A 20,724-nucleotide genomic window follows, 5' to 3' on the forward strand; every position below is an offset into this window, starting at 1 on the left:
GCCGGTGAGCCGGAAGCTGCCGCTGGGCGAGGGCGAGACGGTCCGGACTGCCTGTGCCCGTGGACTGCTGCGGGCGGGCGTGGTGGAGAAGACGGGTGAGGTGCTGTCGGCCGCTGTGCTGGCGCAGCGGGTCGGCTGGGCCGCTGATCTGGTGTGCGGCATGGCCGCCGGACTGCTGGCCGGGCACGGGAACGCCGCCGATGTGGACGTACTCGCCTCGGGTGAGGACGCGGGCGGGCGAAAGCTGCCGTCGCAGGCGTGGATGGCGCTGCGCCGGCTGGGCTGGACCGCCGCCCCGGCCGGGGGTGTGAAGGTCAATGACCGGATCGTGCGCATGGCCCAGGAGCAGGCCGGGCGTGCTCTGCGCTCGGCCCACTGGCGGGCCGGGCTGACGTCCGCAGTTCTTCAGACGTGGCCGTGCGATCCGGGCAGGCGCACCCCCACGGAGTGGGACCAGGTGCGGGAGGCGGTCCCCGGCGGCCGGTATCTCCCGTCGAGCGTGATCCGCTCCCGCACGCGGCAGATCACCACCTTCGCCACTAAGCACGGCCGTCTGCCGACCGATGTGTCCGAGTTGGAGGCCCCGCCTGGGGCGGCGCGGATGCTGCTGCTGCTGTCGGCGTGCGACGGCCAGCAGGCCACCATCGAACGCAGCGAGGACGACCCGCAGCGCGCGCCGCTGCCCACCCGGCCCGACCCGCGCTCCTACCGCGACTGGACCTGGGTGGCCTGCCCCCTCACGCTGCCGCCCACGGTCCCGCCCGGCGCGGTACTGCACCTGCCCACCCTCCGCATCACGGGCAACAAAGTGCGCGCCGATCTGGCCTACACCCACGCCGTCCCCAGGACCAGCCGTACCGGCCACACCGTCGCTCTCGGCGTGGACTGGGGCCTGAACACCCTGCTGTCCGCAGGCGCGGCCCGACTCCACGACGACGGGTGGATCACTGCGCTCGGGCACGGCGCCCAGTTCCGGGCCGCCGGAGTCCTGGCCAGGCAGCACCGCCTGCGGCGCCTGTCGGAACACCTGCACACCAAGGCCGACCAGTACCAGCGGCTCATCGACGCCGACGAGCAGCACGAACTGTCCGGCAAACACGACGTGCTGCGAGACGAGATCCGCTTCGTGTCCGACCGCAGGGCGAACCTCAACGACGCCCTCGCCCGGGCCGCCGCCCGCTGGACGGTGGACCAGGCCATCACAGCCCACGCCACGGTCATCTACCTCGAAGACCTGCGGTCGATGGAAGCCAAGGGCATGGGCCGCACCACGAATACGCGCATGTCCCAGACGGTGCGCGGGCAGATCGCCGACCGTATCCGGCATCTGGCCGCAGAAGCGGGGATCGCCGTCGTCACCGTCCCGCCCCGCAACACCTCCAAGCACTGCCCGAACCAAGCGGTCATCACCCCGACCGCCGATACCCGCCGGGCCGACCAGTCCAAGGGCCCCACCCGTCGCCGCTCCACACGCCCCGCGCCCAGGCGACGCAGGGCACCCTCCCCCACCGGCCCTCAGGGGACGGCGGGCCAGCGTCCGGAGGGACACGCACCCACAGGCCGAAGGACGCTGCCCCGCGCAGCCCACCGGCACCAGAGCGTGACGACGATCAGCACACCCTCCCCCAGACTCCGTCCGGGAGGACCCCCATCCAGCCGACACCGGCCACGAGGAACAGCACGGGGCGCAGGATTTCACCTGCACGCCCACGCCACCCCTCCACGATGGGCAGAACCCACGCCAGACGCCACGTCTGACATGGGATCACCAAACTGATCAGAGACGCTACGACTCCTCAGCAGGACCTGATCGGCCGAGGTCCTGCGGGTGCCCATCAGACCCCGCCCAGCAGCGCCGCCAGACCCTGCTCCAGTGCCGGACCCCGGTTTTCGGTGCCCGGTCCGACCAGGGCGTACGAGCGGAACAGGAAGCGGCGCAGGGCGGCCGTGCCGAACCGGATCACGGCCGTGCCCTGCGGCACGCGGAACTCCAGGACCGTGTGCGAACGCCCGTACGGCCGGATGCGTACGTCCCCGATCCCGGCCGGCGTCTCCAACCCCTCCTCCAGGAGGGTGCGGGCGAAGCTCCACGTCACGCTCCTGCCGCCGGCCGAGACCCGGGCCGGGAAGGCGATGTGCACGGCGAAGGGCTCGGCGGAGTCGTAGCGCAGAACGGGGCGTACCGGCAGGTCCCGGTGGTGCGGGGTGATCAGCCGGGCACGGACGGGCTGCTCCAGGGTGCGATGCATGGTCGGTCCTTCGTGGAGTCGGTTGCCGATGTCCCTCCTCGACCTTGTGGCGGGCCCGGTCGTTACGCCGTAACCGAGGCGACTGATGTGATCTGTGTCACCCTCTGTAATTAGTTGAGGATTGAGCCAACCAGTCTGACAAACTCGTGCGCGCCCTATCCCAGGGAACTGGAGCGTTCCTTCCATGCCTGACAGACCTGTCACCGTGCCCGCACAGGCGTCACTCTCCGCGACCGATTCGTACGCCCGGATCTACGCGGAACAGCAGCCGCGGCTCGTCGCGTACGCGCGCTCGCTCACCCGCAACGCCTGGGCCGCCGAGGACCTCGTCGCCGAGGCGCACTTCCGGGTGTGGCGGCGGCTGTCCGCCGGGCACGAGATCGACAACGTGCCCGCGTACCTCATGACGACGGTGCGGCACCTCGCGTCCGCCGCGGGCACCTCCGCCCGCGAGACGCCGCGGGACCCGCAGGATCCGCAGCGCGACGAACGGGCCGAGGCGGGCGTCCACGGCGACGACCCGGCCGAGCAGGTGTCCTCGGTCGACCTGCTGGTCCGGGTCCTCGGCCAGCTGCCTGAGCGCTGGGTGAAGGCGCTGTGGCTGGCGGAGGCGGAAGGGCAGCCGCTGGCCGCGATCGGCCCGCGCATCGGCACCGGCCAGGGCGCGACCGCGGTCCTGCTGCACCGGGCCCGCGAGGGCATGCGCCAGGCCTTCCTGCGCACCCAGACCGGCGCCCCGGACGATCCCGCCTGCGAGGTCCACTGGGTGCGCATGCCCGCGTACGTCCGCGGCGGCGCGACCGCACGACAGTCCGAACGGCTCCTCGGCCATGTGGACACCTGCGACGACTGCCGGCAACGCCTCGCGGTCCTGATGCGGGCCAACGACAGGCTGCCCGCGCTCGTCGGACCGGCCCTGCTGGTCTTCGCGGTGGGCGGCGCGGGCAAGTTCCTGCTGCCGTTCGCGGCCGGGTCCGCCGGTGCGGTGGTCTCGGTGGGCGGGCACGTCGGCGGGCTGCTGCATTCGGTACGCGGTGCCGTCACCGGCGGCTCGAAGGCGCAGGCGGTCACGGTCGGCGCGGCGGTGGCGGGCGCCGCGGTCGCCGCGTGCATCGCGTTCGGCTCGATGGACCCCTCGCCGGCTCCGGTGCCGGCGGAGGTGCCGGTGGCGGGGGCGCCGGTGGGGCCGGTGCCGGAGGATGCGGATGTGGTGCCCGCGGAGACGGGTGATGCGGCGGGCGCCCGGGGGCGCGACACGGCCGGGACCGATCCGGTCGCCGTCGCGGTCCGGGCGGAGGCGGCTGGGCCCGCGCCGGGGAACGGAGCGTCATCCCAGGACGTGACCGATCCGGCGGACGCCGAGGTGCCTGCGACGGGAGCTCCGGAGGCGGACGTGCCTACGACGGAGATCCCGGAGGCGGAGACGCCGGGGTCGGGTGGGCCTGAGGGGGACGTGCCTGAGGTTGTGGTGCCTGGCGGTGATGCGCCTGGTGATGTGCCTTCAGGCGATGTGCCTGATGCTGATGTGCCTGATGCTGATGTGCCGGAAAGCGACGTGCCGGGGACTGGCGTACCTGGCGGTTATGTACCGGGGCCGGACGTACCGGATGACGACGCACCTGAGACGGACGGGCCGAAGCCGGACGTTCCTGACGACGTACCTGACGCTGACGTTCCTGACGTTGACGTTGACGTTCCTGACGCTGACGTCCCTGAGAACGACGCCCCTGAAGCCGAAGTTCCGGAGAGCGAAGCCCCTGAAGCCGAAGTTCCGGAGAGTGAAGCCCCTGAGGGCGAGAGCCCTGCGCCGACGTCACCTGCGCCGACGTCACCTGCGCCGGCACCGGAGCCGGTCGAGCCAACTCCCGTTGATCCAGTTCCTGCCGAGCCGGTTCCTACTGTCCCTGAGCCGGTTCCTGCTGATCCTGCGCCCGTCGACGAGGACGTTCCTGCGACTCCGGAGGAGCCTGGAGACGGCTGCGGGTACTGACGCATCGTCAGTGCGCGAGGGACGTCGCGGGCTCGGCCGGGGTGCCGGGCTCGCACGTCGTGTCGCGGGCGGGGTCGGAGGCCGGGTCGGAGCCGTCCGCGTCCGCGAGCGGGCGGTGGCGGCAGTTGGGGGTCTTGCCGTGGGCCTCTGCGCGGATGCGCTGCTTCATCGTGGGTGGCAGTGACCTCGCGTAGGCCCAGGCCCAGGGGGACATCACCGGCGCCGTCACCTGGGCGGAGCCGCTGGTGTCGCTGTCGCTGTTGCGGGCCGTCGCGGTCTGGGGTACGGCCGCGGCGGCGGTCGTCGTGACGAGTCCGAGCGCCGTGCACAGCGCGAGGAAGGCGGTGACGATGGCGGTCCAGAGCGTCATGACCTTGTTCCTGGCCATGGGTCCCTCACTTTCGGGTTGGGCGATTTGCGTACTTTCCTCATGATGTGTATGGGGCTCGCGAAGTGGTGGACCGACGCCCGTGGTGCGTCGATCTTCAGATGAACACCACTCGGATGGGTGCAAGAAGGAGGAAAACCGCAGGAGAATGGATGAAGAGGGGCGAATCTCACCGTCTGTGGAGGTGTGATCACCCTCCGATCGGAGTGGAATCATCCGCTTCTACTGCGGTGTTCTGGACGGGAGTTGACCGTCCGGACAGGTCACCGATCGATATCGGTCGGTGTGTATAGTCGGGCGCCAGAGGTCCCCTACGTCAAGGAAAGACGAGGTCGCGCGGTGAAGAAGCTTCTCCTGGTCGCACTGGCCGCCATCGGCGGGCTCCTCGTGTACCGCCAGATCCAGGCGGATCGCGCCGAGCAGGATCTGTGGACGGAGGCGACTGACTCCGTGCCCACGGGTTCGTGAGCCACGACATCGGATCCTGAACAGACCCCGGCCGCCTTGCGGTCGGGGTTTTGTGTGTCGTAGGGAATACGAGTGACGACGAGGGGTGGCGCGTGATGGGGCGGCGTACGGCGTGGTGGCGCGCGGGAGCCTGGCGTGGTCGTCGTCCGTCGGCACGCGCGCGTGGGGCCGTCGTCGCGGCGGCGCTGCTCTGTACGACGGCCGCTCTGCCGAGCCCGCTCGCGCTCGCCGCCCCTACGCCGGACCCCTACACCTTCGCCACCGACGCCCGCTCCGTCTCCGCAGCCACGACCACCGCGGACGCCGAACCCCTCACACTCGGCGAGACGTACAAGAGCTCCCTCCCGAGCAGCGGAAAGACCTACTACCGCCTCGACCTCGACGCCGCCGCGAACGCGTACGTCTCCGCCACCGCCGTCCCTTCCCCGGGCAGCACGGTCTCCGCGAGCGACGGCATCAGGGTGACCGTGCAGGACGCCGACAGCCGCCTCTGCTCCCACGACAGCGAGATCTTCGGCTCGGTCCGCAGCCCGCGCCCGATCGCGGCATGGGGCTGGCGCGAGGTCTCCTCCACGCGCCCCCGGTGCGAGAAAGCCGGCACCTATTACGTGGTCGTCGAGCGCACCGGTACGGCCGCCTCCGCGCCGGACACCTGGGACCTGGAGCTCTTCGCCGCGTCCGAGCCGCCCCTGACCCGGACCGGAACGACAGGGACACCCGGGGCCTGGGACTCCGCCTCCCCCGCGCCCCTCACCGGCAAGGCCGTGTGGCGCGCGGGCGGGGCCGGGTTCGCCACGGCCACATCCGTGGGACAGGGCTCGTGGAGGCACGACGTCACGCCCGGGCGGACCCTCTTCTACAAGGTCCCGGTCTCCTGGGGACAGCAGCTGTACGCCACCGCCGAACTGGGCAGCTCCAGCGCCGGTTCCCGCCTCACGCCCAGCGCGCTGAACCTGTCGCTCTACAACCCCGTACGCGGGTTCGTCGACGACGCCAACGCCAGCTACGACGGCAGCCAGAAGTCGGCCGACCTCGATCCCCTGCCGCCGGTCGCGTACGGGAACCGTTTCGCCGGGGCCGACCGGGTGAGCGGGATGCGGTTCGCCGGCTCGTACTACCTCGTCGTGCATCTCTCGACCGCGGTGGCCGAGCGGTTCGGCGACGGGCCGCTCACGGTGACGCTGCGCGTCCAGGTCCAGGGGACGGCGCAGGCCGAGCCCGGATACGCGGGGCAGCCGAAGCCGGCGGGCATCTTCGGGCGCATCACGCCGAGTGACCCGGTGACGTCCGCGCGGGGCGGGGCGGCAGGTGCGGGGGGCGACGCGCTGATGGAGGCGCTCGCGGTGGGCGGCCTCGGTGCGGGGACTCTGCTGCTGGTCGTGCTCGGGGTGTGGACGGTGGCGGCGCGGCGGGGCGCGCGGTAACGCCTAGCTAGGCCGTGTCCGATGGGTCGTGGAATTGCGTGGGTGTCAACGCAGCGTGCGGCGATGATGTGCGGGTGTTCTACGAAGATCTCAGCGAGTACACGTACCAGGACGAGGACACGTTCGGGGACAGGGAGTCGTTCTACGAGCTCTGGTACCGCCCTGAGTACGTCCGCCTGAACATCGGATGGCTGGAAGCCGGCAAGCCGTACTCGACAGGGCCTGTTCCCGCGGGCTTCGTGGAGAAGCTGCAGGCCATCCAGCAGGTCCAGTGGATGAACATCTGCCTTGGCGTCCACGAGTGCGACCTGTGTCCTGAGGCAGAGGCCCCGGAAGGGAACGGGGAGATACGGATCCCGGGCGAGGTCGGCATCGCCTACGCCGCCCCCTTCCTGATCACCCACTACATCACCGTTCACGGCTACCGGCCGCCTCAGGTTTTCATCGACGCCGTTCTCGCCGTCGATCTCGACGCGTGGGCTGCCACACGGTGGCCCGACGTGCCCTTCCCATGGGTCCCCGAAGACGCCGAACGCCTGCTGGAGTAGGGGCAAGCGATCCTCACCGGCGCAGCCAGAGCCGGATCGAGGCGACGGTCACCGTCCCGTGGAAGATGTAGGCCCTCTTGTCGTAGCGGGTCGCGACCGCGCGGAACATTTTCAGTCGGTTGATCGTCCGCTCCACTTCGTTGCGCCGGCGGTAGATATCGGTGTCGAACCCGGTCGGACGGCCGCCCTTGCTTCCTCGGCGTCGGCGGTTGGCCCGCTGGTCCCTGGGTTCGGGAATGGTGTGTTTGATCTGACGTCGCCGCAGATAGCGACGGTTACGGCGCGACGAATAGGCCTTATCGCCTCCAAGGTGATCGGGCCGCGTACGAGGACGTCCGCCCGCTGGCCTCGGTACCCGGATCTGTTCGAGCACGGGGATCAACTGCGGGGCATCGCCCCACTGGCCGGGGGTGATGATGAAGGACAGTGGACGAAGTCCGCCTTCGCCCGCCAGATGGATCTTGCAGGTCAGCCCGCCCCTTGATCGGCCCAGAGCCTCGCCCGGTCGGTGCCGGACCGGTGTCTCTCGCCGTCCGGGCACTCGTGGCGGGCGTGAGCGAGCCCCTGCCGCGTGCTGATGGGCCCGGCAGGAGGAGGAGTCCACGCTGACCATGCTCCAGTCGATCCGGCCCTCGGCGTCGGCGTCGGCTTGGACGGCCCGCAGGATCCTCTCCCACGTACCGTCCGCGGACCATCCGCGGTGACGGTCATGAACCGTCTTCCACTTCCCGAAACGGGACGGTAGGTCCCGCCATGGCAGACCAGTCCTCCACTGGGGGGGGCGAGACCACGCGACCCATCGGGCACTAGACGCGGGTGAGCACCCAGATGCGGGTGAACCCCTGGATACGGCCCGGCGCCTAGAGGTGGCTCAGCGCCCAGAACCCCACGGCGTAGCACGCCAGCGCGAGGAGCAGCATCGGGATCGCCACCTTGGCGGGTGGACCCGGGCGACGTGCCGCTCGGCGGGATGCGCGGTGCGAGGGGCGGGGCTGAGGCTGTGACTGCGGCTGGGCATGCGGCTGTGGCTGCCGCTGCGGAATTGGGTGCGCGGGAGGTGGAACCTGCGGGCTCTGAGCGGTGTACGAAGCAGTAGAGGCATCGACGCGCTGGTGCGGCGCAGGGGTCGGGGCCTGAGCGGGGTACGGCGGGGTGTGCGGCTGGGGGGAGGACAGGACATGCGTGGGGCCGTAGTAGGGGTGCGGTGTGACGTCATGGTGTGCCTGTGCCTGTGCCTGTGCTTGTGCCTGTGGTGGCCGCGCCGCCGGTCGCTGGGGCGGCGGTGGGAGAGGTGTCTGGGCGGAGGAGCCGGTGGACTGGGGCGGCGGCAGGTGGAAGCTGCCGGTGTCCGACATGCTGGGCGGCTGCGTGGGAGCGGAGGGCTCGGAAGGGACGGAGCCAGAAGGGGAAGAGGAGGAGGAAGAGAAGGAACCGGGCTCGGACGCGGAGGCCCGAGGATCGGTCGGTACGGTGCCGGTGCGTCCGCTGCCGGAAGACCGGTTGAGCGGGCCATCGGGTCCGAACCCCGTTGGCAGCGGACCGAGTTGGTCGAAGATCTCGATCAGCTCGTCGTCGGGGCCGGGCTCCGGCAGGAGTTCCGCGGCCGAGGCGAGCGCCTTGCGCGCCCCCGTGGCCGTGCGGAACCGCGCCTGTGGATCCGGCTGCAGCAGCGAGGCCACGACCTGCCACAGCGGCTCGGGAATGCCCTTGGGCGCACCCGGTGTGCCGTGTTCCGCGAAGTACTGGACGAGTGCCTTGGCGTCCGGCTTGGCGCCCTCCAGCAGATACAGCGCGACCAGTCCCACGGCGAACAGGTCGGCGGGGAAGTCGGGTTCGGCGCCCATCATCTGCTCGGGCGCGAGATAACCGGGCGTTCCCACCACGAGGTTGGTCTCGGTCAGCCGCGGTTCGCCGAGCCGCATCGCGATGCCGAAGTCGCCCAGCCGCAGTCGGGGGCGTCCGGTACCGGTGGCTTCCAGCAGCAGGTTGGCGGGCTTGATGTCGCGGTGGACCACGCCTTCCGCGTGCACCGCGGCGAGCCCGGAGAGGAGTTGGTCGAGCAGGGTGCAGACGAAGGCGGGTGGCAGGGGGCCGTAGTCGCCGATGAGGTGGACCAGCGAACCGCCGCTGACCAGGTCCATGGTGAACAGGACCTTGTCGTCGTCGGCGGCCCAGCTGGCGGGGGCGAGGACATGGGGGTGGTCGATCCGGAGGGCCTGCTCGCGGACGAAGCGCAGCAGGGAATGCGCGTCGCGCTGCTGCAGCACCTTGGCGGCCACATAGCGGCGGCGGCGCTGGTCCCAGGCACGCCAGACGGCGCCGACGCCGCCGCGTCCGATCGGGTCGACCAGTTCGTACCGGCCGGCGAAGACCTCACCCATGGCTGTGCGTCGCTCCTCCCCCTTCGGTTATCCCCCTTGCTTCCCCCACGACGAGCGATACGACTCCCCCTCGCGCCCTCTTCGCAGCATCGGCCGTCGGCCCGCTGCCGAACCCCCTTCGGCAGCGGGGCGCGGGGTCAGCTCTGGTGGGACTGGTAGTGGGCGACCGCGTCGGAGGTGCGGCCGGCGCCGTAGACCCGGAGGAACTCGGCGAGTTCCGGATGGGTCGGGGCGAGTGTGTCGGCGGCGTCGATGATGTCGCCCGCGGCGGCCACCGAGCGCAGCAGCGACTGGATCTCGCGGACCACCCTCTTGACCGTGGGCGCTCCCGAACTGCTCGTCGTCTGTGTGGTGTTGCTGAGCACCGAGCCCCCCTGCGACTTCTTGATCTCTTCCATCCGCTCGGTGGCCTCGGCGGCGCTCACGCTGCCGTCGGCGACCTGTCCCGCCAGGTCCTGCAGAAGTTGCACCCGCTGGACCACTGCCGGGTTGCCGATCTTCGCTCGCTGACCACTCATCAGCTGCGACAGCATCGGTGCGGACAGTCCCAGTACCCCCGCGAGACGAGCCTGGTTGAGGCCAAGATCGTCGATGAGCTTACGGAAGAGCGCCCCCAGCGGCTCCCCGTACCAGTTCCGCTGCAGTTCCCGCGCTCTTGCGGTGGCTTCCTGCTGTGCGGCGTCCATTGCGTCTCCCCATCGCTTCCCCAAAGACCGCGGTTCGCTGTCGCGAACCACGCGGAGCATCTTACGGAGAGTGGTCGGTGACGGGGACCCCCCATCTTTTTTGCGAGATCCCGGGGAGGACCCGGTACTCTGGTCTGCGGCGCCCGCCGGTGAGTGGTTCTTCCGGCCGGTTGCGTCGCTTCCGGGGCCTTAGCTCAGTTGGTAGAGCGCTGTCTTTGCATGGCAGATGTCAGGGGTTCGACTCCCCTAGGCTCCACTCCGAAGTACCTGGTCATGCCGGGTGACCGGGGGCCGGGTAACCGGCCTACTGGTCGGCAGTACGGATTCCGTACACGTTGCCCGTGACGGGCTCGCTTCCGCCCTCGATCACCCGCAGCCGCTCGCGGGGGTTCTCAAGCCGGTGCTGCTCCGCCAGGAGCACGCTGGCGATCCGCTGCAGGAGAGCGCGCCGTTCCCGCTCGCGGTCGAGCCGGTTGGCGACCTCGTCGAGCCGGTCCGGGAACAGATGCCCGTACAGGTCCAGCGTCATGACCGCCGACTTGTGCCCCAGCATCGTCTGTACGACCTTCACGTCCGCCCCGGAGGCGATGGCGAGCGAGGCCGCGGTGTGCCGCAGCTTGTGCGGCGTGACGCCGAGCTCGCCGAGGCCGGCCGCCTTCACCGCCGGGTTGAAGAACCTCGAGCGGAAGTTGTCCCCGTACAACGGACCTCCCCGCGGTGCGGTGAACAGCAGCTCGTCAGGCTTGCGGCCCTCCACGTGCCCGGCGAGCTCGTCGGCGAGCGACCGCAAGATCGGCACCTTCCGCCGCTCGTGGGTCTTCGGCATCCCGACAACCAGGCCGCCGCGCGTCTTCTTGTAGGCCTGCCGCACCGACACCCGCCGCGCGGCCAGGTCGACCGCGCCCACGGTCACCGCCGACATCTCGCCCCACCGCAGGCCCGTGTACGCGGCCAGCAGCACGAGGACCCGGTAGGGGCCGGCCTCAGCGGCGAGCCGGTCCACCTGGCCGTGGGTGAGGTAGACGTGATCCCTGGGGACCGGGCGGGGCAGCGGGACGCCGGCGGCCGGGTTGGCCGGTATCCGCTTCGACCGCACCGCGTGCCCGAGGACCAGGGACAGCACCTGGTGAATCTTCCCGACCCTGCCCGGCGACAGCGCCCGGTGGTGTCCGGCGCTGCCGGCGACGAGCTGGCCGACCCACTCCGCGACGTCCTCCCACTCGATCCCGCGGACCTGGTACGTCCCCCAGCGCGGCAGCACGTGCACCCTGAGGGTGTCCTCGTACGTCTCCCGCGTCGTCGGCTCCAAGCCGGACAGCGTGGCCCGCCACTTCTCGGCGACCTCCGCGAGCGTGGCCTTGCCCGCCGACGCGTCCCGGTACGAGCCGTCCCTCAGCCGCGCCTCGACCTGGTGGACGTGGTTCTCAGCCTCCGGCTTCCTGGTGAACGTCTTCGACTTCGGCTTGCCCCCCAGGTCGTACCAGCGCACCCGCCACCGCCCCGGAGGCTGCCGCTTCGCCGCCTTCGCCTTCGCGAGCGCGGCCTGGTACTCCTTGTGCCCCGCCCGGTCCTCAATCCAGACCCGCGCCACCGCCGCCCCCTCCTGATCCCGGGTCCTCGTCCCTAAGCCGTTGAGCGAGTTGGGTACCTTCGGCCTCCGGATCGGACTCGCCCCACTGGATCAGGTTCCGCAGGCCGCTCCAGGTCCCACGGCGCCGCGGCGGCCGTCCGTACAGGTCGAACTCAAGAAGCGGCGTCAGGTCGTCGCCGGACGGCAGTTCCAGCGGACGCTTACCGTCGAGCCAATCCCAGGCCACGTCAGCCGGGACGCTCCCGACCCCAGTCACGTCGACCGTGCTTGCCGACGAGTCGTCGAGCGGCAGCAGCAGAGCCGACGGAGGAACGTCAAAGGCGACAGCGAGCGCCGCGAGGTCGTCGACATCGACCCGCCGGACCCCACGGCCATCCGGCTCCGCCGCATTCTCGATCTTGTTCAGGGCATCCGCACTGAGCGTCCGGCCCCTGTCCTTCAATGCCGCTGAGAGCGCCCGTAGGGACAAGCCCCTGGCCTTCCTCAGCCGCTTCACGTTGGCGGCTACAGCCCGCCCCGTCGGTCCCACCTCAATACGCCCTGTCGTCATGATCCGGACGGTAGCAGTCGCCCTTTTGGCGACAGAAGTACGGATCTTGCGGACCGAGATCTTCCCGGCTACGCTCCGCATCATCTCTCCTCATACCTGAATGATGCAAGCCCTTGTCTAGAAAACTTCGACAGGAGATCCAATGGTCGACGACAGCGCACTTCTCACCCCGCGTCAGGTGCAGGCCCGCTACGGCATCGCCCCGCAGACCCTCGCCAACTACCGGTGGCGCCGCGAGGGGCCGGCCTACATCAAGACCTCGCCCGCACGGACTGGACGCGTCCTGTACCGGGCCAGCGCCGTCGAGCAGTGGCTGAACGAGCGCACGATCACGCCAACCGCACAGGCGGGCTGATGGGGGCCCAGCTCGTGGCCCTGGTCTTCGCGCGGTGGACCCACCTCAACGACACCGACTTCCGGATCCTCATGCGCATGGCTCTCACGGCCCTCGATCAGGAGAGGGACGGCGCTCCACCACACCTGTACTTCGGCGGACACCGCCTGCTCGCCGAGTCGCTGCGCAGGCCCTTCCCCCAGGGCGACAGCGAGCAGGCCAGGAAGGCGCGGCAGAACATCCTCAAGGACGTGCAGCGCAGCGTGAAGCGAATCGCCGCGGAGGGCGCCCTTGAAGTCGTCGACACAGGCCGGGTGGTCCGTCAGGGCGAGGCCAGGACCTACAAGCTCACACTCTGGACACGAGGGGGGGTCATGAGCCCCCCCTCAGGGGGGGTTGAGAACCCCCCCTCGACGCCCAGCACGGAACAGAACGATCTCACCTCAGGGGGGGTTCTGAGCCCCACCTCAGGGGGGGTTCTGAGCCCCACCTCAGGGGGGGTTCTGAGCCCCCACGAGGGGGGGTTCTCAACCCCCCCCAGGAACCATGGAGGAACCACAGAAGGAACATGGGAGGAAGATCGGGCTGATGCCGGAGAGCAACCACCGGACGCCCGCGCGCCTGAGGCAGACGACGAACCCGCATCGCTGCGCCTGGTGGAGACCGACGGCGTCCGCGACCCCGCACCGGCGGGTGGCGGTGTGCCGGGGCAGCAAACGTTCATCGCGTCCGTGGCAACCTCCTCGCCGCCTCTCAGCCCCTCGGCGGCTCCCGAGGACTTAGAGCCCCCGTACGGCCCCTGTGGGAGCTGTGGGCGCAACGTTCTGCGATCCCGTCGGCTGTGCCCGCACTGCAAGAAGCCCACCAGGATCGGAGAAGCGTCATGAAGATCGATCACGCCGCCGGCGCCCCACCGAACGGCCGTTGCGATGGCTGTCACCGGCCGCTGGCCCGGCCCGGCCGGACGGTATGCAAGGGATGCGCGTGAAGCGCGCCCTCGAGGCCCGCGCGCCTCCCACCGCGCCCGACCCTCAACCAGCCACCAACCCAAGCAAGGAGAGGCACATGGAGAAGCTGAAGGAAGAGATCGACATCATCCAGGCCGGGGTGATCAAGGAGGTTGCCCGGCACAACGAGGAACACCCCGGCCGTGAGCTCCCCGCGGAGGGGCGCGCCAAGCTCGCCGACGCGATGAAGATCGTGAACTCGTACATGCCGCTCGCCAAGTCGGCCCACGGCGCGCTGGAGAAGCTGCGCCTCGACGACACCATGGCCCTCGAGGGCAAGAAGCGCATGATGCAGGAACTCCTCACCGACGCGGAACAGAAGATCGTCGACAAGCAGCGCACGGCCGACAACCAGGCCACCGTGGCCCGCGCCTCGTTCGTCGTGAGCGCGTTCCGCAAGCTGCCCAAGGGCCAAGAGGCCATCGCGCGCCAGGACGCCCGCATGATCCTCGAAGCCTCCCCGCACCCGGCCGTCAGGCTCGCACAGCTTGCACTGCGCCAGGACGACGTCGGCGCCCTGGTCGTCACCCAGTGGGGGCATGACTACCTCGAAGCGCGGGGGGTTGAGGAGCACGAGATCAAGGCCACCCAGGAACTCGTCATCCACCACGCACTCGTGGGCGCCGCCGAACAGGCAGAGGACCAAGAGCGGTCGGCCGCCGCCCGTGGCGCCCTGGCCGCCAACTCGGTGATCGGCCTCAATGACGGCGCCGCATCCGCCGCACACGGACTGTTCGACAGCATGCGCACCTACTACGCCGTACCGCGCGAGGCATTCCCCACCCCGCGCGACCCCCGGCGCCCCGCCGCGCCCCAGGTCCTCGGAGAGGACATCGAGCCCTTCACCTTCTGACCGGCAACTCGGTCTTCCCGGGAAGACCGAGTTGCCGGTGAGTCCTGATGCCGACCGTGCCGCGCCGTACAGCCACACGTACGGCGCGGCACCGAGAGGAGGAGGCACACAGATGCCCGAGGACACCGTGATCGCCGTGGTGTGCGACGGCGTCCAGTTCGGCTACGGCGGACGGATGTACATCGGCGGGGACACGGTCGAGCTGCCCGCCGAACACGTCCGTACGTGGCTCGCCCGCGGCCTGGTCGAGCTGCCCGAGGACAACGGCGACGACGGCCAGGACCACCGCGACCCCGGCGGCAGTACCGCGCTGACCAGCGATGACAGACCGTGACCCCACCCAGGGGGGTGACCCCCAACCGGGGTGGGGGCCGACGACGCAGGGAAGGGCTCTGGGGGTTCGGTCGACCAATCAACCTCAACGACAGCAACGGAGAGTGAGCGAATGCCCGCACAACGGGACCCGTCGCGGCCGTTCAGCCGCGCGCATCGAGGGCAGGGCCGCGGCGCCGGCCGCGCGCCCCTGGTCATGCTGCCCGCGGACGGCTGCACGCTGCCCGTGCCGGACCTCCCGCTGGGCCGGGACTGGACGGATGCCGAACGCGTCCGCTGGGATGAGCTGTGGCAGTCGCCGCAGGCGACGCAGTGGGACGACTCCGCGCGCGGCACGGTCGCCGTCCTGGTCGTCTACGAGTCCGCCATCCTCAAGGGCGAGGCGTCCGCGTGGATGGCGCAGGAAGCCCGGCACGCGGGCGAGGCGCTGGGCTTGACGCCGCGTGCCATGGCCGCGCTGGGGTGGCGCATCGTGGAGGACGCCGAGCCGGGGGCGGGGCGGTGACCACGCCGCGGCGGGCCGCGCGGGCCGCCAAGGCCAAGGCGGAGGCGCCGCCGCGCTTCGACTGGCGTGATCCCAGGTACGGCGTGGGCCTGTTGGGGCCGAACAACCCGCGAACGATCGCCGAGATTATGAAGGCGCGCCAGCGTGCCCGTGAGGACCGGGAAGCGTGGGAGCGCCAGCACCGGCCCCCGACCCCAGAAGACACCGACGCGTAGGCGCCGACGCTACGCGTCACTGCTCGGCTTCGTGATGACGTAGACGCCCATCCCTTGGACCGTCTCCACGAGCCCTTCGTCCCGGAGGACCTTCACCGCCTTGCGGAGCGTGTCCCGCGCGACGCCGTAGCGCTGCTCGAGGTCGACCAGGGAGGGGATGCGCCGGCCTACCGGGATCGTGCCGTCACCGATCTGCGCGCGCAGCTCGTCGGCGATCTGCCGGTATGGCGGTACGGGGCCCTCGCGGTCAATGCTCATGATCGGAAGCTAGGCAGGGAGACCCTTCCTGCCATAGCTAGCCACGTGGGTAGTCGGGGGTAGTACGGTCTATACGGGCGAATGACGTAGCCCCCGCGAGTCGGCCAGGACTCCGAGGGCGCGGCCGACCTGTTGGAGGCAGATCGACATGGCAGATGGTACGCAGGGCCCGCAGGTCGAGGAACGGTGGCTGGACACCGGCTCCGGGCCCGGGCGTGTGGTGCAGGTGTACGTCTATCCGGCGGACCCTGTGGAGACGGCCCGCAGGGCACTGAAGGTCCACCTCGAGAACTGCGGCGAGTGCGCCCCCGACTCGTGGTGTCCGGTCTCGGACCGCCTGTATGCGGCGTACCGGGGTGAGCGGGGGCCGGCGTCGTGACCGCCACCGCCGCCGGCCCGGCGCCGTTGTCGGCCGAGTGCGCGCTTGCTCAGCGGCCCAGCTACCAGGGCCTGCACGGTGAGTGCCGCCAGACCAGGGATGTGCCCCTACCCCACAGCAACGGCCGCGTTCTGCTCACGCGCCGCTGTGGCTGCGCCTGCCACCGGTCGAGCGGATCGCCGACCACCTGAAGCCCGTCCCGGGATCCCCCGCCCGGGACGGGCTTCCTACGTCATACGCCCTGCTCAGCCCCGTCATACGGCGGCCGCGGCGCGTACAGGGCGCTGGTCGGGATGGACAGGACGCCCGGGCGCCGGCCGCCGTTCCCGGCCGCCTGCAGGTCGGCGTAGCGCTGGCCGCCGGCGACCAGGCGCACCGCGTGCCGGATCGCTGCGGACGCGTCCATGCCGTCGCGCTGCAACACCTCGAGGTCCGCGGCGAGCTGGTCCGTCATCCGCACGGACACCACGGTCGGCGTACGGCTCACCCGTCCTCCTCCCGGCGCGCGATGACGTGGACCAGGAGCCGCACGCCGTGCCGGTCTCCGGCCGCGTACGCGGCCGTCAGGCAGGCCAGGAGCACCGCCGCCGGTACGTCCGACGCCGGGCGCCTGGCCGTGGTCGCCAAGGCCTTCTGCTCGGTCGGGCGGGGCACCGGGAACCGCCGCCTCACCGGCCGTCACCCCGCCCGGCGCGCACGCGGCGCAGGCCCTCCTCGAGGTCCTGGCCGTCGACACTGCCGACGTCGTCGACGAGGCGGAGCCGGGGCCGGCTCTTTGCGCGCGGCCGCCGCAGAAGGTGGTCTTCCCGAGAAGACAACCTTGCAGGCCGCGCTTCCTTGACCACGTTCACGGCCCGGGCCACGGCCTCCGTGTCAGCTTCCTCCGGGGCGTCCCGGTACATCAGGACGCCGACGAGGACGTTCAGCTTGGCCACCTCGATACGCAGCTCGGACAGCTGCCGCTCGGCCACCGCCAGGCGCTGCTCAGCGGTCTGCGTCATACCTCCCACCCCCACGCCGTGGCCTGAGCCTTCATCAGCTCCGCGGACTCGTCGTCGGGCCGGTCCGCGATGACCAAGAGCCGCGAACTGTGGTCCGTCTCGGAGTGCGTGCGCAGCTCGATGCGCACACCATCGAGGCCGGCGCGCAGCGCGTCCATCTGCAGGGCGAGCCTGCATACGCGCAGCCACATCCCCGCCAGGGTGACGGCGAGGGCGACGACCAGGAGCAGCAGCACGTACAGGAGCGCGGTCATCGGCCCTCACCCCCAGCGCGGTAGCCGATGGCCGGCTTCTCGGCGAGACGGGCGCGCAGGTGGTCCGCGCTCCATCCCGGGTCGTCGCCGCGGTGGAGGGCGCCCTCGAGGGCGACCCGGGCGTCAAGGACGCGGTCCAACAGGATGCGGTCGTGCACCTCGCCGTCGCCGACGGTTGCCGGGTGCGGGATGGCGATCGCCTCGAGGACGGCCGCCAAAAGCTGACGCAGCTCCCCGAAGGAGGGTTCGGTACGGTCGGTCATGGGTCTGGACTCCTTGTTCTGGAAGGAAGTCCGGCCCTGGCCACGGCCAGCGTGTCCGCGCTGGTTGTGGCCGCCTCAGCTCGCGGTACACATCCTGTACACACGATGCGGAGATGGGCCGGGATAACGAGCGATAAGGCGGGATGCCTTTCCGCTGGTCACCCGGCATGTCAGGGGTATCGGTGCAGGTCAGGGATCTGCCGTGAACGCTTTTGCATGGCAGATGTCAGGGGTTCGACTCCCCTAGGCTCCACGCGTGAATGCCCTCTGACCTGCGGAAACGCAGTTTCGGGGGGCATTTTTTGTGCCCATCAGTGGGTACGGCGATGCTCGTCGGGGGCGGGGAAGGCCCTTGATTCCGGGGTTTGCTCGGCCGTCTCCTTCCCTGGCTGATCCCCTAGGACCCGTCGTTGGGTGCGGCCAGGCAAATCTCGGTGCGACGGATTCTGTCGAAGTAGAGTTAGACGGAATTCGTCGTAGTCGGTGTGTGGGAGCCCTGATGAAGAAGAGCCTGCTGACCAAGCCGGACGACGTGGTCGACCGGGACCGGGAGTGGGGGCTGCTCGCGGAGTTCGTCACTGATCCGGATCCCGCGATGCGGCTCGGCATCGTGTCGGGGCGGCGGCGGCACGGGAAGTCGTTCCTTCTGCAGGCGCTGTCCGAGCAGGTCGGCGGCCTGTATGTGACAGCGGTCCGGGAGGAGGGGCGGCTGCCCGCGATCCAGCGGTTCAGCGACGCAGTCGCTGCCTACGCCGGTTTGAGGCTGGGGAGTCTACGTCTGACGGACTGGCGTGACGTGCTGTCCAACGCCCTTGAGGTGACGGCCCGTTCATCGCACCCGCTGTTGGTGATCGACGAGTTGCCGTATCTGCTCCAGCACTCGCCGGAGATCCCTGGACTGCTTCAGCAGCTCTACGACGAACGCCAGCGCGGCGTTCGGCCCGGCGCCGGGCCGGGCCCGCGGCTGGTCCTGTGCGGCTCCGCGATGAGTGTCATGCACGAGCTGCTGTCGGGGACGAAGCCGCTGCGGGGCCGTGCCGTGGTCGATCTGCGGCTGGGGGCCTTCGACTACCGGGACAGCCGGACGTTCTGGCAGATCACCGACCCGCTGACGGCGCTGAAGGTGCACGCCGTACTTGGTGGTGCGCCTGGCTATCGGCCGGTGGCCGCCCGCCCGCACCCGGACGACGGCTTCGGCGCCTGGCTCACCCGGACGCTGCTCGACCCGGGCCGGGCGGTGTACTCGCGGACCGAGACCGAATACCTGCTGCGCGAAGACCCGCGCATCACGCAGCACACGCTGTACTACGACATCCTCACTGCGATCGCACAGGGTGCCGCGACCCCCAGCAAGATCGGTGCAGCCCTGGAGCGCCCGCGCAACGCCGTCGCCCACCCGCTGGGCGTCCTGGAGTCGACCGGCTACATCCAGCGGGAACAGGACATCCTCCGCGCCCGGCATCCGGTCATCACGCTCGCCGACCCGGTGATCCGCTTCAACCAGTTGATCACCCTGCCGCAGGCCGCCGCCGTGGAGCAGGGCTTCGCCGAGCAGGTGTGGCAGCGGTCCGCCCCGACCTTCAACTCCAAGATCCTCGGCCCGCACTTCGAGGATCTGGCCCGTACCTTCACCCGCCGCTACGCCCACACCCTGCTGCCCGGCGGACTGCCCGGCCCGGTCGGCACCACCGAAGTCGCCGACCCGGCTGCCCGGACGAAGCACGAGGTCGACGTCATCGCCCTGGCCGCCGGCGAGCGCCCGCAGGCCCCCCGCGCGAAGATCGCGCTGCTAGGCGAGGCCAAGGCGACCGCCGCCCGCCGGGGGACCGGTGACCTGGAACGCCTGGAGCACATCCGGGCCCTGCTCACCGATCAGGGATACGACACCGCCGGCACCACCCTAGCCCTGCACTCGCTGCACGGCTTCTACCCCGACCTGATCGACCTGGCCGACCGGCGCGACGACCTCCTCCTCGTCGATCTACCCACCCTGTACGGAATGTGACACCAAGCAGACCCGGGACAGTCGACTGCGAAAGCGGTTCGGAGTCCGGCGATGACGAGGGCGGACCAGCCGCCATGAGCTCAACCCTTGGCTCAGTCCAGGTCGGTGACTTGCCGGGTGATGGTGGCCGATCACGCCAGGCGTAGTAGCCGGAATCCGCGACGTGCCAGCACCCGGCAAGCCATCTGCACCGGTAGACGCTCGTGGGCCATCACGTGGATGGCTTCGAACCACCTTTTGGGGCGGTTGCCTCGCCCAGCAAGTCGGCGACCCGCCGGTGGATGGCGAACTCGGCCTCCAGTTCAGCGATCCGGCGGCGGGCCGCGGCCAGCTCGGAACGTTCTTTGCTGGATGTGCCCGGCAACGGCCCGGCGTTGATGAGGCGTTGGCGCCGCCAGACGTAGATCGTCTGATCGCTGATGCCGAGGTGACCGTGAAGCAGTCGGCCAGGACTTCGGCGTCGACGTCTGAGGTTCGCACCAGGGCCCGAGGCGACGCAGCCGCGACCGGGCCGGTCGCCAGGCCGACTCCGTGCATATCCTGAACGCGGTGCCGCCGATGTGCCGGGCTCATCGGCGGGGGAGGAACAGGGGACGGGGTGGCTGATGGACTGGTTCTGGTGGGTGTTGATCGCCTTCTGGACGGGTGGCTTCGCATGGGCGGCCGAGAACATCCGTACGGCTCTGCGCAACCGGCATGAGCGGAAGCTGGAGCTGATGGCGGCGGCGAAGCAGGAGCGCCTGGCCGTCGAGGCGGCGCACAAGCCACCACAGCCCATCTGCGGGTGCACGCACCATCTCGCCAAGCATGACAAGCAGGGCAAGTGCCATGAGCGTGTCGAGGTGCCGACCGCCTGGGACGAGAACAAGAAGCCGGTGCACTATGAGGCGGGGCAGTGCAACTGCCAGCAGTACGTGGGACCGCAGCCCCTGTCGCAGGTGTACGCGGAAGAACTGACCGATCAGGCCTGACGGATCGGGCCGGGTGCCGCCGCGACAGTCGGCGGGAGACGGCCAAGTGGCCCCACCGGTGTCGGTGGGGC

At 70.4% G+C, this 20,724-nt stretch carries 24 protein-coding genes, 1 tRNA gene and 2 pseudogenes; 13 read left to right on the plus strand and 14 right to left on the minus strand.

Annotated elements, in window-relative coordinates; genetic code table 11:
* The first annotated feature begins 4 nt into the window (after nucleotides 1–4).
* Nucleotides 5–1,777 (plus strand): transposase, encoded by a 1,773-nt coding sequence (locus AQJ91_RS08980; protein ID WP_067018256.1) that lies wholly within the window; start codon nucleotides 5–7, stop codon nucleotides 1,775–1,777.
* 58 nt (nucleotides 1,778–1,835) lie between these two features.
* On the opposite strand, the gene AQJ91_RS08985 is transcribed toward AQJ91_RS08980, so the two are convergent.
* The gene (locus AQJ91_RS08985; protein WP_067018258.1) at nucleotides 1,836–2,249 is read right to left on the minus strand and encodes an SsgA family sporulation/cell division regulator; all 414 of its coding nucleotides are present in this window, start codon (nucleotides 2,247–2,249) and stop codon (nucleotides 1,836–1,838) included.
* 184 nt (nucleotides 2,250–2,433) lie between these two features.
* Here AQJ91_RS08985 and AQJ91_RS58145 point away from each other — a divergent pair.
* A pseudogene (locus AQJ91_RS58145) lies at nucleotides 2,434–3,057 on the plus strand (RNA polymerase sigma factor); the annotation flags it as partial.
* A gap of 773 nt (nucleotides 3,058–3,830) precedes the next feature.
* Here AQJ91_RS58145 and AQJ91_RS58150 read toward each other — a convergent pair.
* Both AQJ91_RS58150 and AQJ91_RS08995 read right to left on the minus strand, forming a co-directional pair.
* A complete protein-coding gene (locus tag AQJ91_RS58150; protein WP_407696840.1) occupies nucleotides 3,831–4,244 on the minus strand; it encodes a pentapeptide repeat-containing protein in 414 nt (137 codons plus the stop codon).
* A gap of 2 nt (nucleotides 4,245–4,246) precedes the next feature.
* Entirely contained in the window at nucleotides 4,247–4,627 is a 381-nt protein-coding gene (locus tag AQJ91_RS08995; protein ID WP_067018262.1) for a DUF6344 domain-containing protein, read from the minus strand.
* Nucleotides 4,628–4,966: 339 nt separating this feature from the next.
* On the opposite strand from AQJ91_RS08995, the gene AQJ91_RS55315 reads away from it, so the two are divergent.
* From AQJ91_RS55315 to AQJ91_RS09005, 3 genes are all read left to right on the plus strand, one after another.
* Nucleotides 4,967–5,095: a DLW-39 family protein gene (locus tag AQJ91_RS55315; RefSeq protein ID WP_003999697.1), complete on the plus strand. Its 129-nt coding sequence runs from the start codon at nucleotides 4,967–4,969 to the stop codon at nucleotides 5,093–5,095.
* A 95-nt stretch (nucleotides 5,096–5,190) separates the two neighbouring features.
* The gene (locus AQJ91_RS09000; protein WP_067018264.1) at nucleotides 5,191–6,519 is read left to right on the plus strand and encodes a hypothetical protein; all 1,329 of its coding nucleotides are present in this window, start codon (nucleotides 5,191–5,193) and stop codon (nucleotides 6,517–6,519) included.
* 74 nt (nucleotides 6,520–6,593) lie between these two features.
* Nucleotides 6,594–7,067: a DUF7919 family protein gene (locus tag AQJ91_RS09005; protein WP_067018265.1), complete on the plus strand. Its 474-nt coding sequence runs from the start codon at nucleotides 6,594–6,596 to the stop codon at nucleotides 7,065–7,067.
* Nucleotides 7,068–7,080: 13 nt separating this feature from the next.
* Here the strand turns inward: AQJ91_RS09005 and AQJ91_RS48975 are convergent.
* The 3 genes and pseudogenes from AQJ91_RS48975 to AQJ91_RS09020 form a co-directional block, all read right to left on the minus strand.
* Nucleotides 7,081–7,836, minus strand: a pseudogene (locus AQJ91_RS48975) (IS5 family transposase); the annotation flags it as partial.
* A 91-nt stretch (nucleotides 7,837–7,927) separates the two neighbouring features.
* Nucleotides 7,928–9,448 carry a protein kinase domain-containing protein gene (locus tag AQJ91_RS09015; RefSeq protein ID WP_067018268.1) on the minus strand — a complete coding sequence of 507 codons (1,521 nt, stop codon included), beginning with the start codon at nucleotides 9,446–9,448 and terminating at the stop codon, nucleotides 7,928–7,930.
* Between the two features lie 137 nt (nucleotides 9,449–9,585).
* A complete protein-coding gene (locus tag AQJ91_RS09020) occupies nucleotides 9,586–10,134 on the minus strand; it encodes a helix-turn-helix domain-containing protein (protein ID WP_067018270.1) in 549 nt (182 codons plus the stop codon).
* A gap of 183 nt (nucleotides 10,135–10,317) precedes the next feature.
* Between AQJ91_RS09020 and AQJ91_RS09025 the strand changes: the two genes are divergently transcribed.
* Nucleotides 10,318–10,390 (plus strand) — tRNA-Ala (locus AQJ91_RS09025).
* A gap of 48 nt (nucleotides 10,391–10,438) precedes the next feature.
* Here AQJ91_RS09025 and AQJ91_RS09030 read toward each other — a convergent pair.
* Together AQJ91_RS09030 and AQJ91_RS09035 are read right to left on the minus strand one after the other, a co-directional pair.
* Nucleotides 10,439–11,725, minus strand: coding sequence for a tyrosine-type recombinase/integrase (locus AQJ91_RS09030; protein WP_067018271.1), 1,287 nt, complete (start codon nucleotides 11,723–11,725; stop codon nucleotides 10,439–10,441).
* Entirely contained in the window at nucleotides 11,706–12,275 is a 570-nt protein-coding gene (locus AQJ91_RS09035; RefSeq protein WP_159054513.1) for a helix-turn-helix domain-containing protein, read from the minus strand. The genes AQJ91_RS09030 and AQJ91_RS09035 overlap by 20 nt, the downstream gene beginning before the upstream one ends.
* A 142-nt stretch (nucleotides 12,276–12,417) precedes the next feature.
* On the opposite strand from AQJ91_RS09035, the gene AQJ91_RS09040 reads away from it, so the two are divergent.
* From AQJ91_RS09040 to AQJ91_RS09060, 4 genes are all read left to right on the plus strand, one after another.
* Nucleotides 12,418–12,630 carry a helix-turn-helix domain-containing protein gene (locus tag AQJ91_RS09040; protein WP_067018276.1) on the plus strand — a complete coding sequence of 71 codons (213 nt, stop codon included), beginning with the start codon at nucleotides 12,418–12,420 and terminating at the stop codon, nucleotides 12,628–12,630.
* Nucleotides 12,631–13,674: 1,044 nt separating this feature from the next.
* The gene (locus AQJ91_RS09050; protein ID WP_067018280.1) at nucleotides 13,675–14,469 is read left to right on the plus strand and encodes a hypothetical protein; all 795 of its coding nucleotides are present in this window, start codon (nucleotides 13,675–13,677) and stop codon (nucleotides 14,467–14,469) included.
* Nucleotides 14,470–14,581: 112 nt separating this feature from the next.
* Nucleotides 14,582–14,803 (plus strand): hypothetical protein, encoded by a 222-nt coding sequence (locus tag AQJ91_RS09055; RefSeq protein ID WP_067018282.1) that lies wholly within the window; start codon nucleotides 14,582–14,584, stop codon nucleotides 14,801–14,803.
* 111 nt (nucleotides 14,804–14,914) lie between these two features.
* Nucleotides 14,915–15,307: a phage terminase small subunit gene (locus AQJ91_RS09060; protein WP_234381940.1), complete on the plus strand. Its 393-nt coding sequence runs from the start codon at nucleotides 14,915–14,917 to the stop codon at nucleotides 15,305–15,307.
* A 224-nt stretch (nucleotides 15,308–15,531) separates the two neighbouring features.
* Here the strand turns inward: AQJ91_RS09060 and AQJ91_RS09070 are convergent, their stop codons facing one another.
* Nucleotides 15,532–15,780 (minus strand): GntR family transcriptional regulator, encoded by a 249-nt coding sequence (locus AQJ91_RS09070; RefSeq protein WP_067018285.1) that lies wholly within the window; start codon nucleotides 15,778–15,780, stop codon nucleotides 15,532–15,534.
* Between the two features lie 148 nt (nucleotides 15,781–15,928).
* On the opposite strand from AQJ91_RS09070, the gene AQJ91_RS09075 reads away from it, so the two are divergent.
* The gene (locus AQJ91_RS09075) at nucleotides 15,929–16,159 is read left to right on the plus strand and encodes a hypothetical protein (protein ID WP_067018287.1); all 231 of its coding nucleotides are present in this window, start codon (nucleotides 15,929–15,931) and stop codon (nucleotides 16,157–16,159) included.
* Nucleotides 16,160–16,391: 232 nt separating this feature from the next.
* On the opposite strand, the gene AQJ91_RS09080 is transcribed toward AQJ91_RS09075, so the two are convergent.
* From AQJ91_RS09080 to AQJ91_RS09100, 5 genes are read right to left on the minus strand one after another with little or no spacing between them, the layout of a single operon-like run.
* Entirely contained in the window at nucleotides 16,392–16,646 is a 255-nt protein-coding gene (locus AQJ91_RS09080) for a hypothetical protein (RefSeq protein ID WP_067018290.1), read from the minus strand.
* Nucleotides 16,643–16,813 (minus strand): hypothetical protein, encoded by a 171-nt coding sequence (locus AQJ91_RS09085; RefSeq protein ID WP_234381942.1) that lies wholly within the window; start codon nucleotides 16,811–16,813, stop codon nucleotides 16,643–16,645. Before AQJ91_RS09085 ends, AQJ91_RS09080 begins: the two co-directional genes overlap by 4 nt.
* Before the next feature lie 14 nt (nucleotides 16,814–16,827).
* On the minus strand, nucleotides 16,828–17,160 hold the full coding sequence (locus AQJ91_RS09090) for a hypothetical protein (protein WP_067018293.1): 333 nt from the start codon (nucleotides 17,158–17,160) through the stop codon (nucleotides 16,828–16,830).
* Nucleotides 17,157–17,414 carry a hypothetical protein gene (locus AQJ91_RS09095; RefSeq protein ID WP_067018296.1) on the minus strand — a complete coding sequence of 86 codons (258 nt, stop codon included), beginning with the start codon at nucleotides 17,412–17,414 and terminating at the stop codon, nucleotides 17,157–17,159. Before AQJ91_RS09095 ends, AQJ91_RS09090 begins: the two co-directional genes overlap by 4 nt.
* Nucleotides 17,411–17,677 (minus strand): hypothetical protein, encoded by a 267-nt coding sequence (locus AQJ91_RS09100; RefSeq protein WP_067018298.1) that lies wholly within the window; start codon nucleotides 17,675–17,677, stop codon nucleotides 17,411–17,413. The genes AQJ91_RS09095 and AQJ91_RS09100 overlap by 4 nt, the downstream gene beginning before the upstream one ends.
* A gap of 499 nt (nucleotides 17,678–18,176) precedes the next feature.
* On the opposite strand from AQJ91_RS09100, the gene AQJ91_RS09105 reads away from it, so the two are divergent.
* Together AQJ91_RS09105 and AQJ91_RS09110 are read left to right on the plus strand one after the other, a co-directional pair.
* A complete protein-coding gene (locus tag AQJ91_RS09105; protein WP_067018300.1) occupies nucleotides 18,177–19,682 on the plus strand; it encodes an AAA family ATPase in 1,506 nt (501 codons plus the stop codon).
* A gap of 605 nt (nucleotides 19,683–20,287) precedes the next feature.
* Nucleotides 20,288–20,653 (plus strand): hypothetical protein, encoded by a 366-nt coding sequence (locus AQJ91_RS09110; RefSeq protein WP_067018301.1) that lies wholly within the window; start codon nucleotides 20,288–20,290, stop codon nucleotides 20,651–20,653.
* Nucleotides 20,654–20,724: the final 71 nt, after the last annotated feature.

This window comes from Streptomyces dysideae (assembly GCF_001514305.1).
In the GTDB taxonomy this organism is placed as follows: domain Bacteria; phylum Actinomycetota; class Actinomycetes; order Streptomycetales; family Streptomycetaceae; genus Streptomyces; species Streptomyces dysideae.

Coding starts and splice junctions, on each gene's coding strand:
- AQJ91_RS08985 (WP_067018258.1), bottom strand. CDS start 2,249: ATGCATCGCACCCTGGAGCAGCCCGTCCGTGCCCGGCTGATCACCCCG.
- AQJ91_RS58150 (WP_407696840.1), bottom strand. CDS start 4,244: ATGCGTCAGTACCCGCAGCCGTCTCCAGGCTCCTCCGGAGTCGCAGGA.
- AQJ91_RS08995 (WP_067018262.1), bottom strand. CDS start 4,627: ATGGCCAGGAACAAGGTCATGACGCTCTGGACCGCCATCGTCACCGCC.
- AQJ91_RS09000 (WP_067018264.1), top strand. CDS start 5,191: ATGGGGCGGCGTACGGCGTGGTGGCGCGCGGGAGCCTGGCGTGGTCGT.
- AQJ91_RS09015 (WP_067018268.1), bottom strand. CDS start 9,448: ATGGGTGAGGTCTTCGCCGGCCGGTACGAACTGGTCGACCCGATCGGA.
- AQJ91_RS09020 (WP_067018270.1), bottom strand. CDS start 10,134: ATGGACGCCGCACAGCAGGAAGCCACCGCAAGAGCGCGGGAACTGCAG.
- AQJ91_RS09035 (WP_159054513.1), bottom strand. CDS start 12,275: ATGACGACAGGGCGTATTGAGGTGGGACCGACGGGGCGGGCTGTAGCC.
- AQJ91_RS09040 (WP_067018276.1), top strand. CDS start 12,418: ATGGTCGACGACAGCGCACTTCTCACCCCGCGTCAGGTGCAGGCCCGC.
- AQJ91_RS09050 (WP_067018280.1), top strand. CDS start 13,675: ATGGAGAAGCTGAAGGAAGAGATCGACATCATCCAGGCCGGGGTGATC.
- AQJ91_RS09055 (WP_067018282.1), top strand. CDS start 14,582: ATGCCCGAGGACACCGTGATCGCCGTGGTGTGCGACGGCGTCCAGTTC.
- AQJ91_RS09060 (WP_234381940.1), top strand. CDS start 14,915: ATGCCCGCACAACGGGACCCGTCGCGGCCGTTCAGCCGCGCGCATCGA.
- AQJ91_RS09070 (WP_067018285.1), bottom strand. CDS start 15,780: ATGAGCATTGACCGCGAGGGCCCCGTACCGCCATACCGGCAGATCGCC.
- AQJ91_RS09075 (WP_067018287.1), top strand. CDS start 15,929: ATGGCAGATGGTACGCAGGGCCCGCAGGTCGAGGAACGGTGGCTGGAC.
- AQJ91_RS09090 (WP_067018293.1), bottom strand. CDS start 17,160: ATGACGCAGACCGCTGAGCAGCGCCTGGCGGTGGCCGAGCGGCAGCTG.
- AQJ91_RS09095 (WP_067018296.1), bottom strand. CDS start 17,414: ATGACCGCGCTCCTGTACGTGCTGCTGCTCCTGGTCGTCGCCCTCGCC.
- AQJ91_RS09100 (WP_067018298.1), bottom strand. CDS start 17,677: ATGACCGACCGTACCGAACCCTCCTTCGGGGAGCTGCGTCAGCTTTTG.
- AQJ91_RS09105 (WP_067018300.1), top strand. CDS start 18,177: ATGAAGAAGAGCCTGCTGACCAAGCCGGACGACGTGGTCGACCGGGAC.
- AQJ91_RS09110 (WP_067018301.1), top strand. CDS start 20,288: ATGGACTGGTTCTGGTGGGTGTTGATCGCCTTCTGGACGGGTGGCTTC.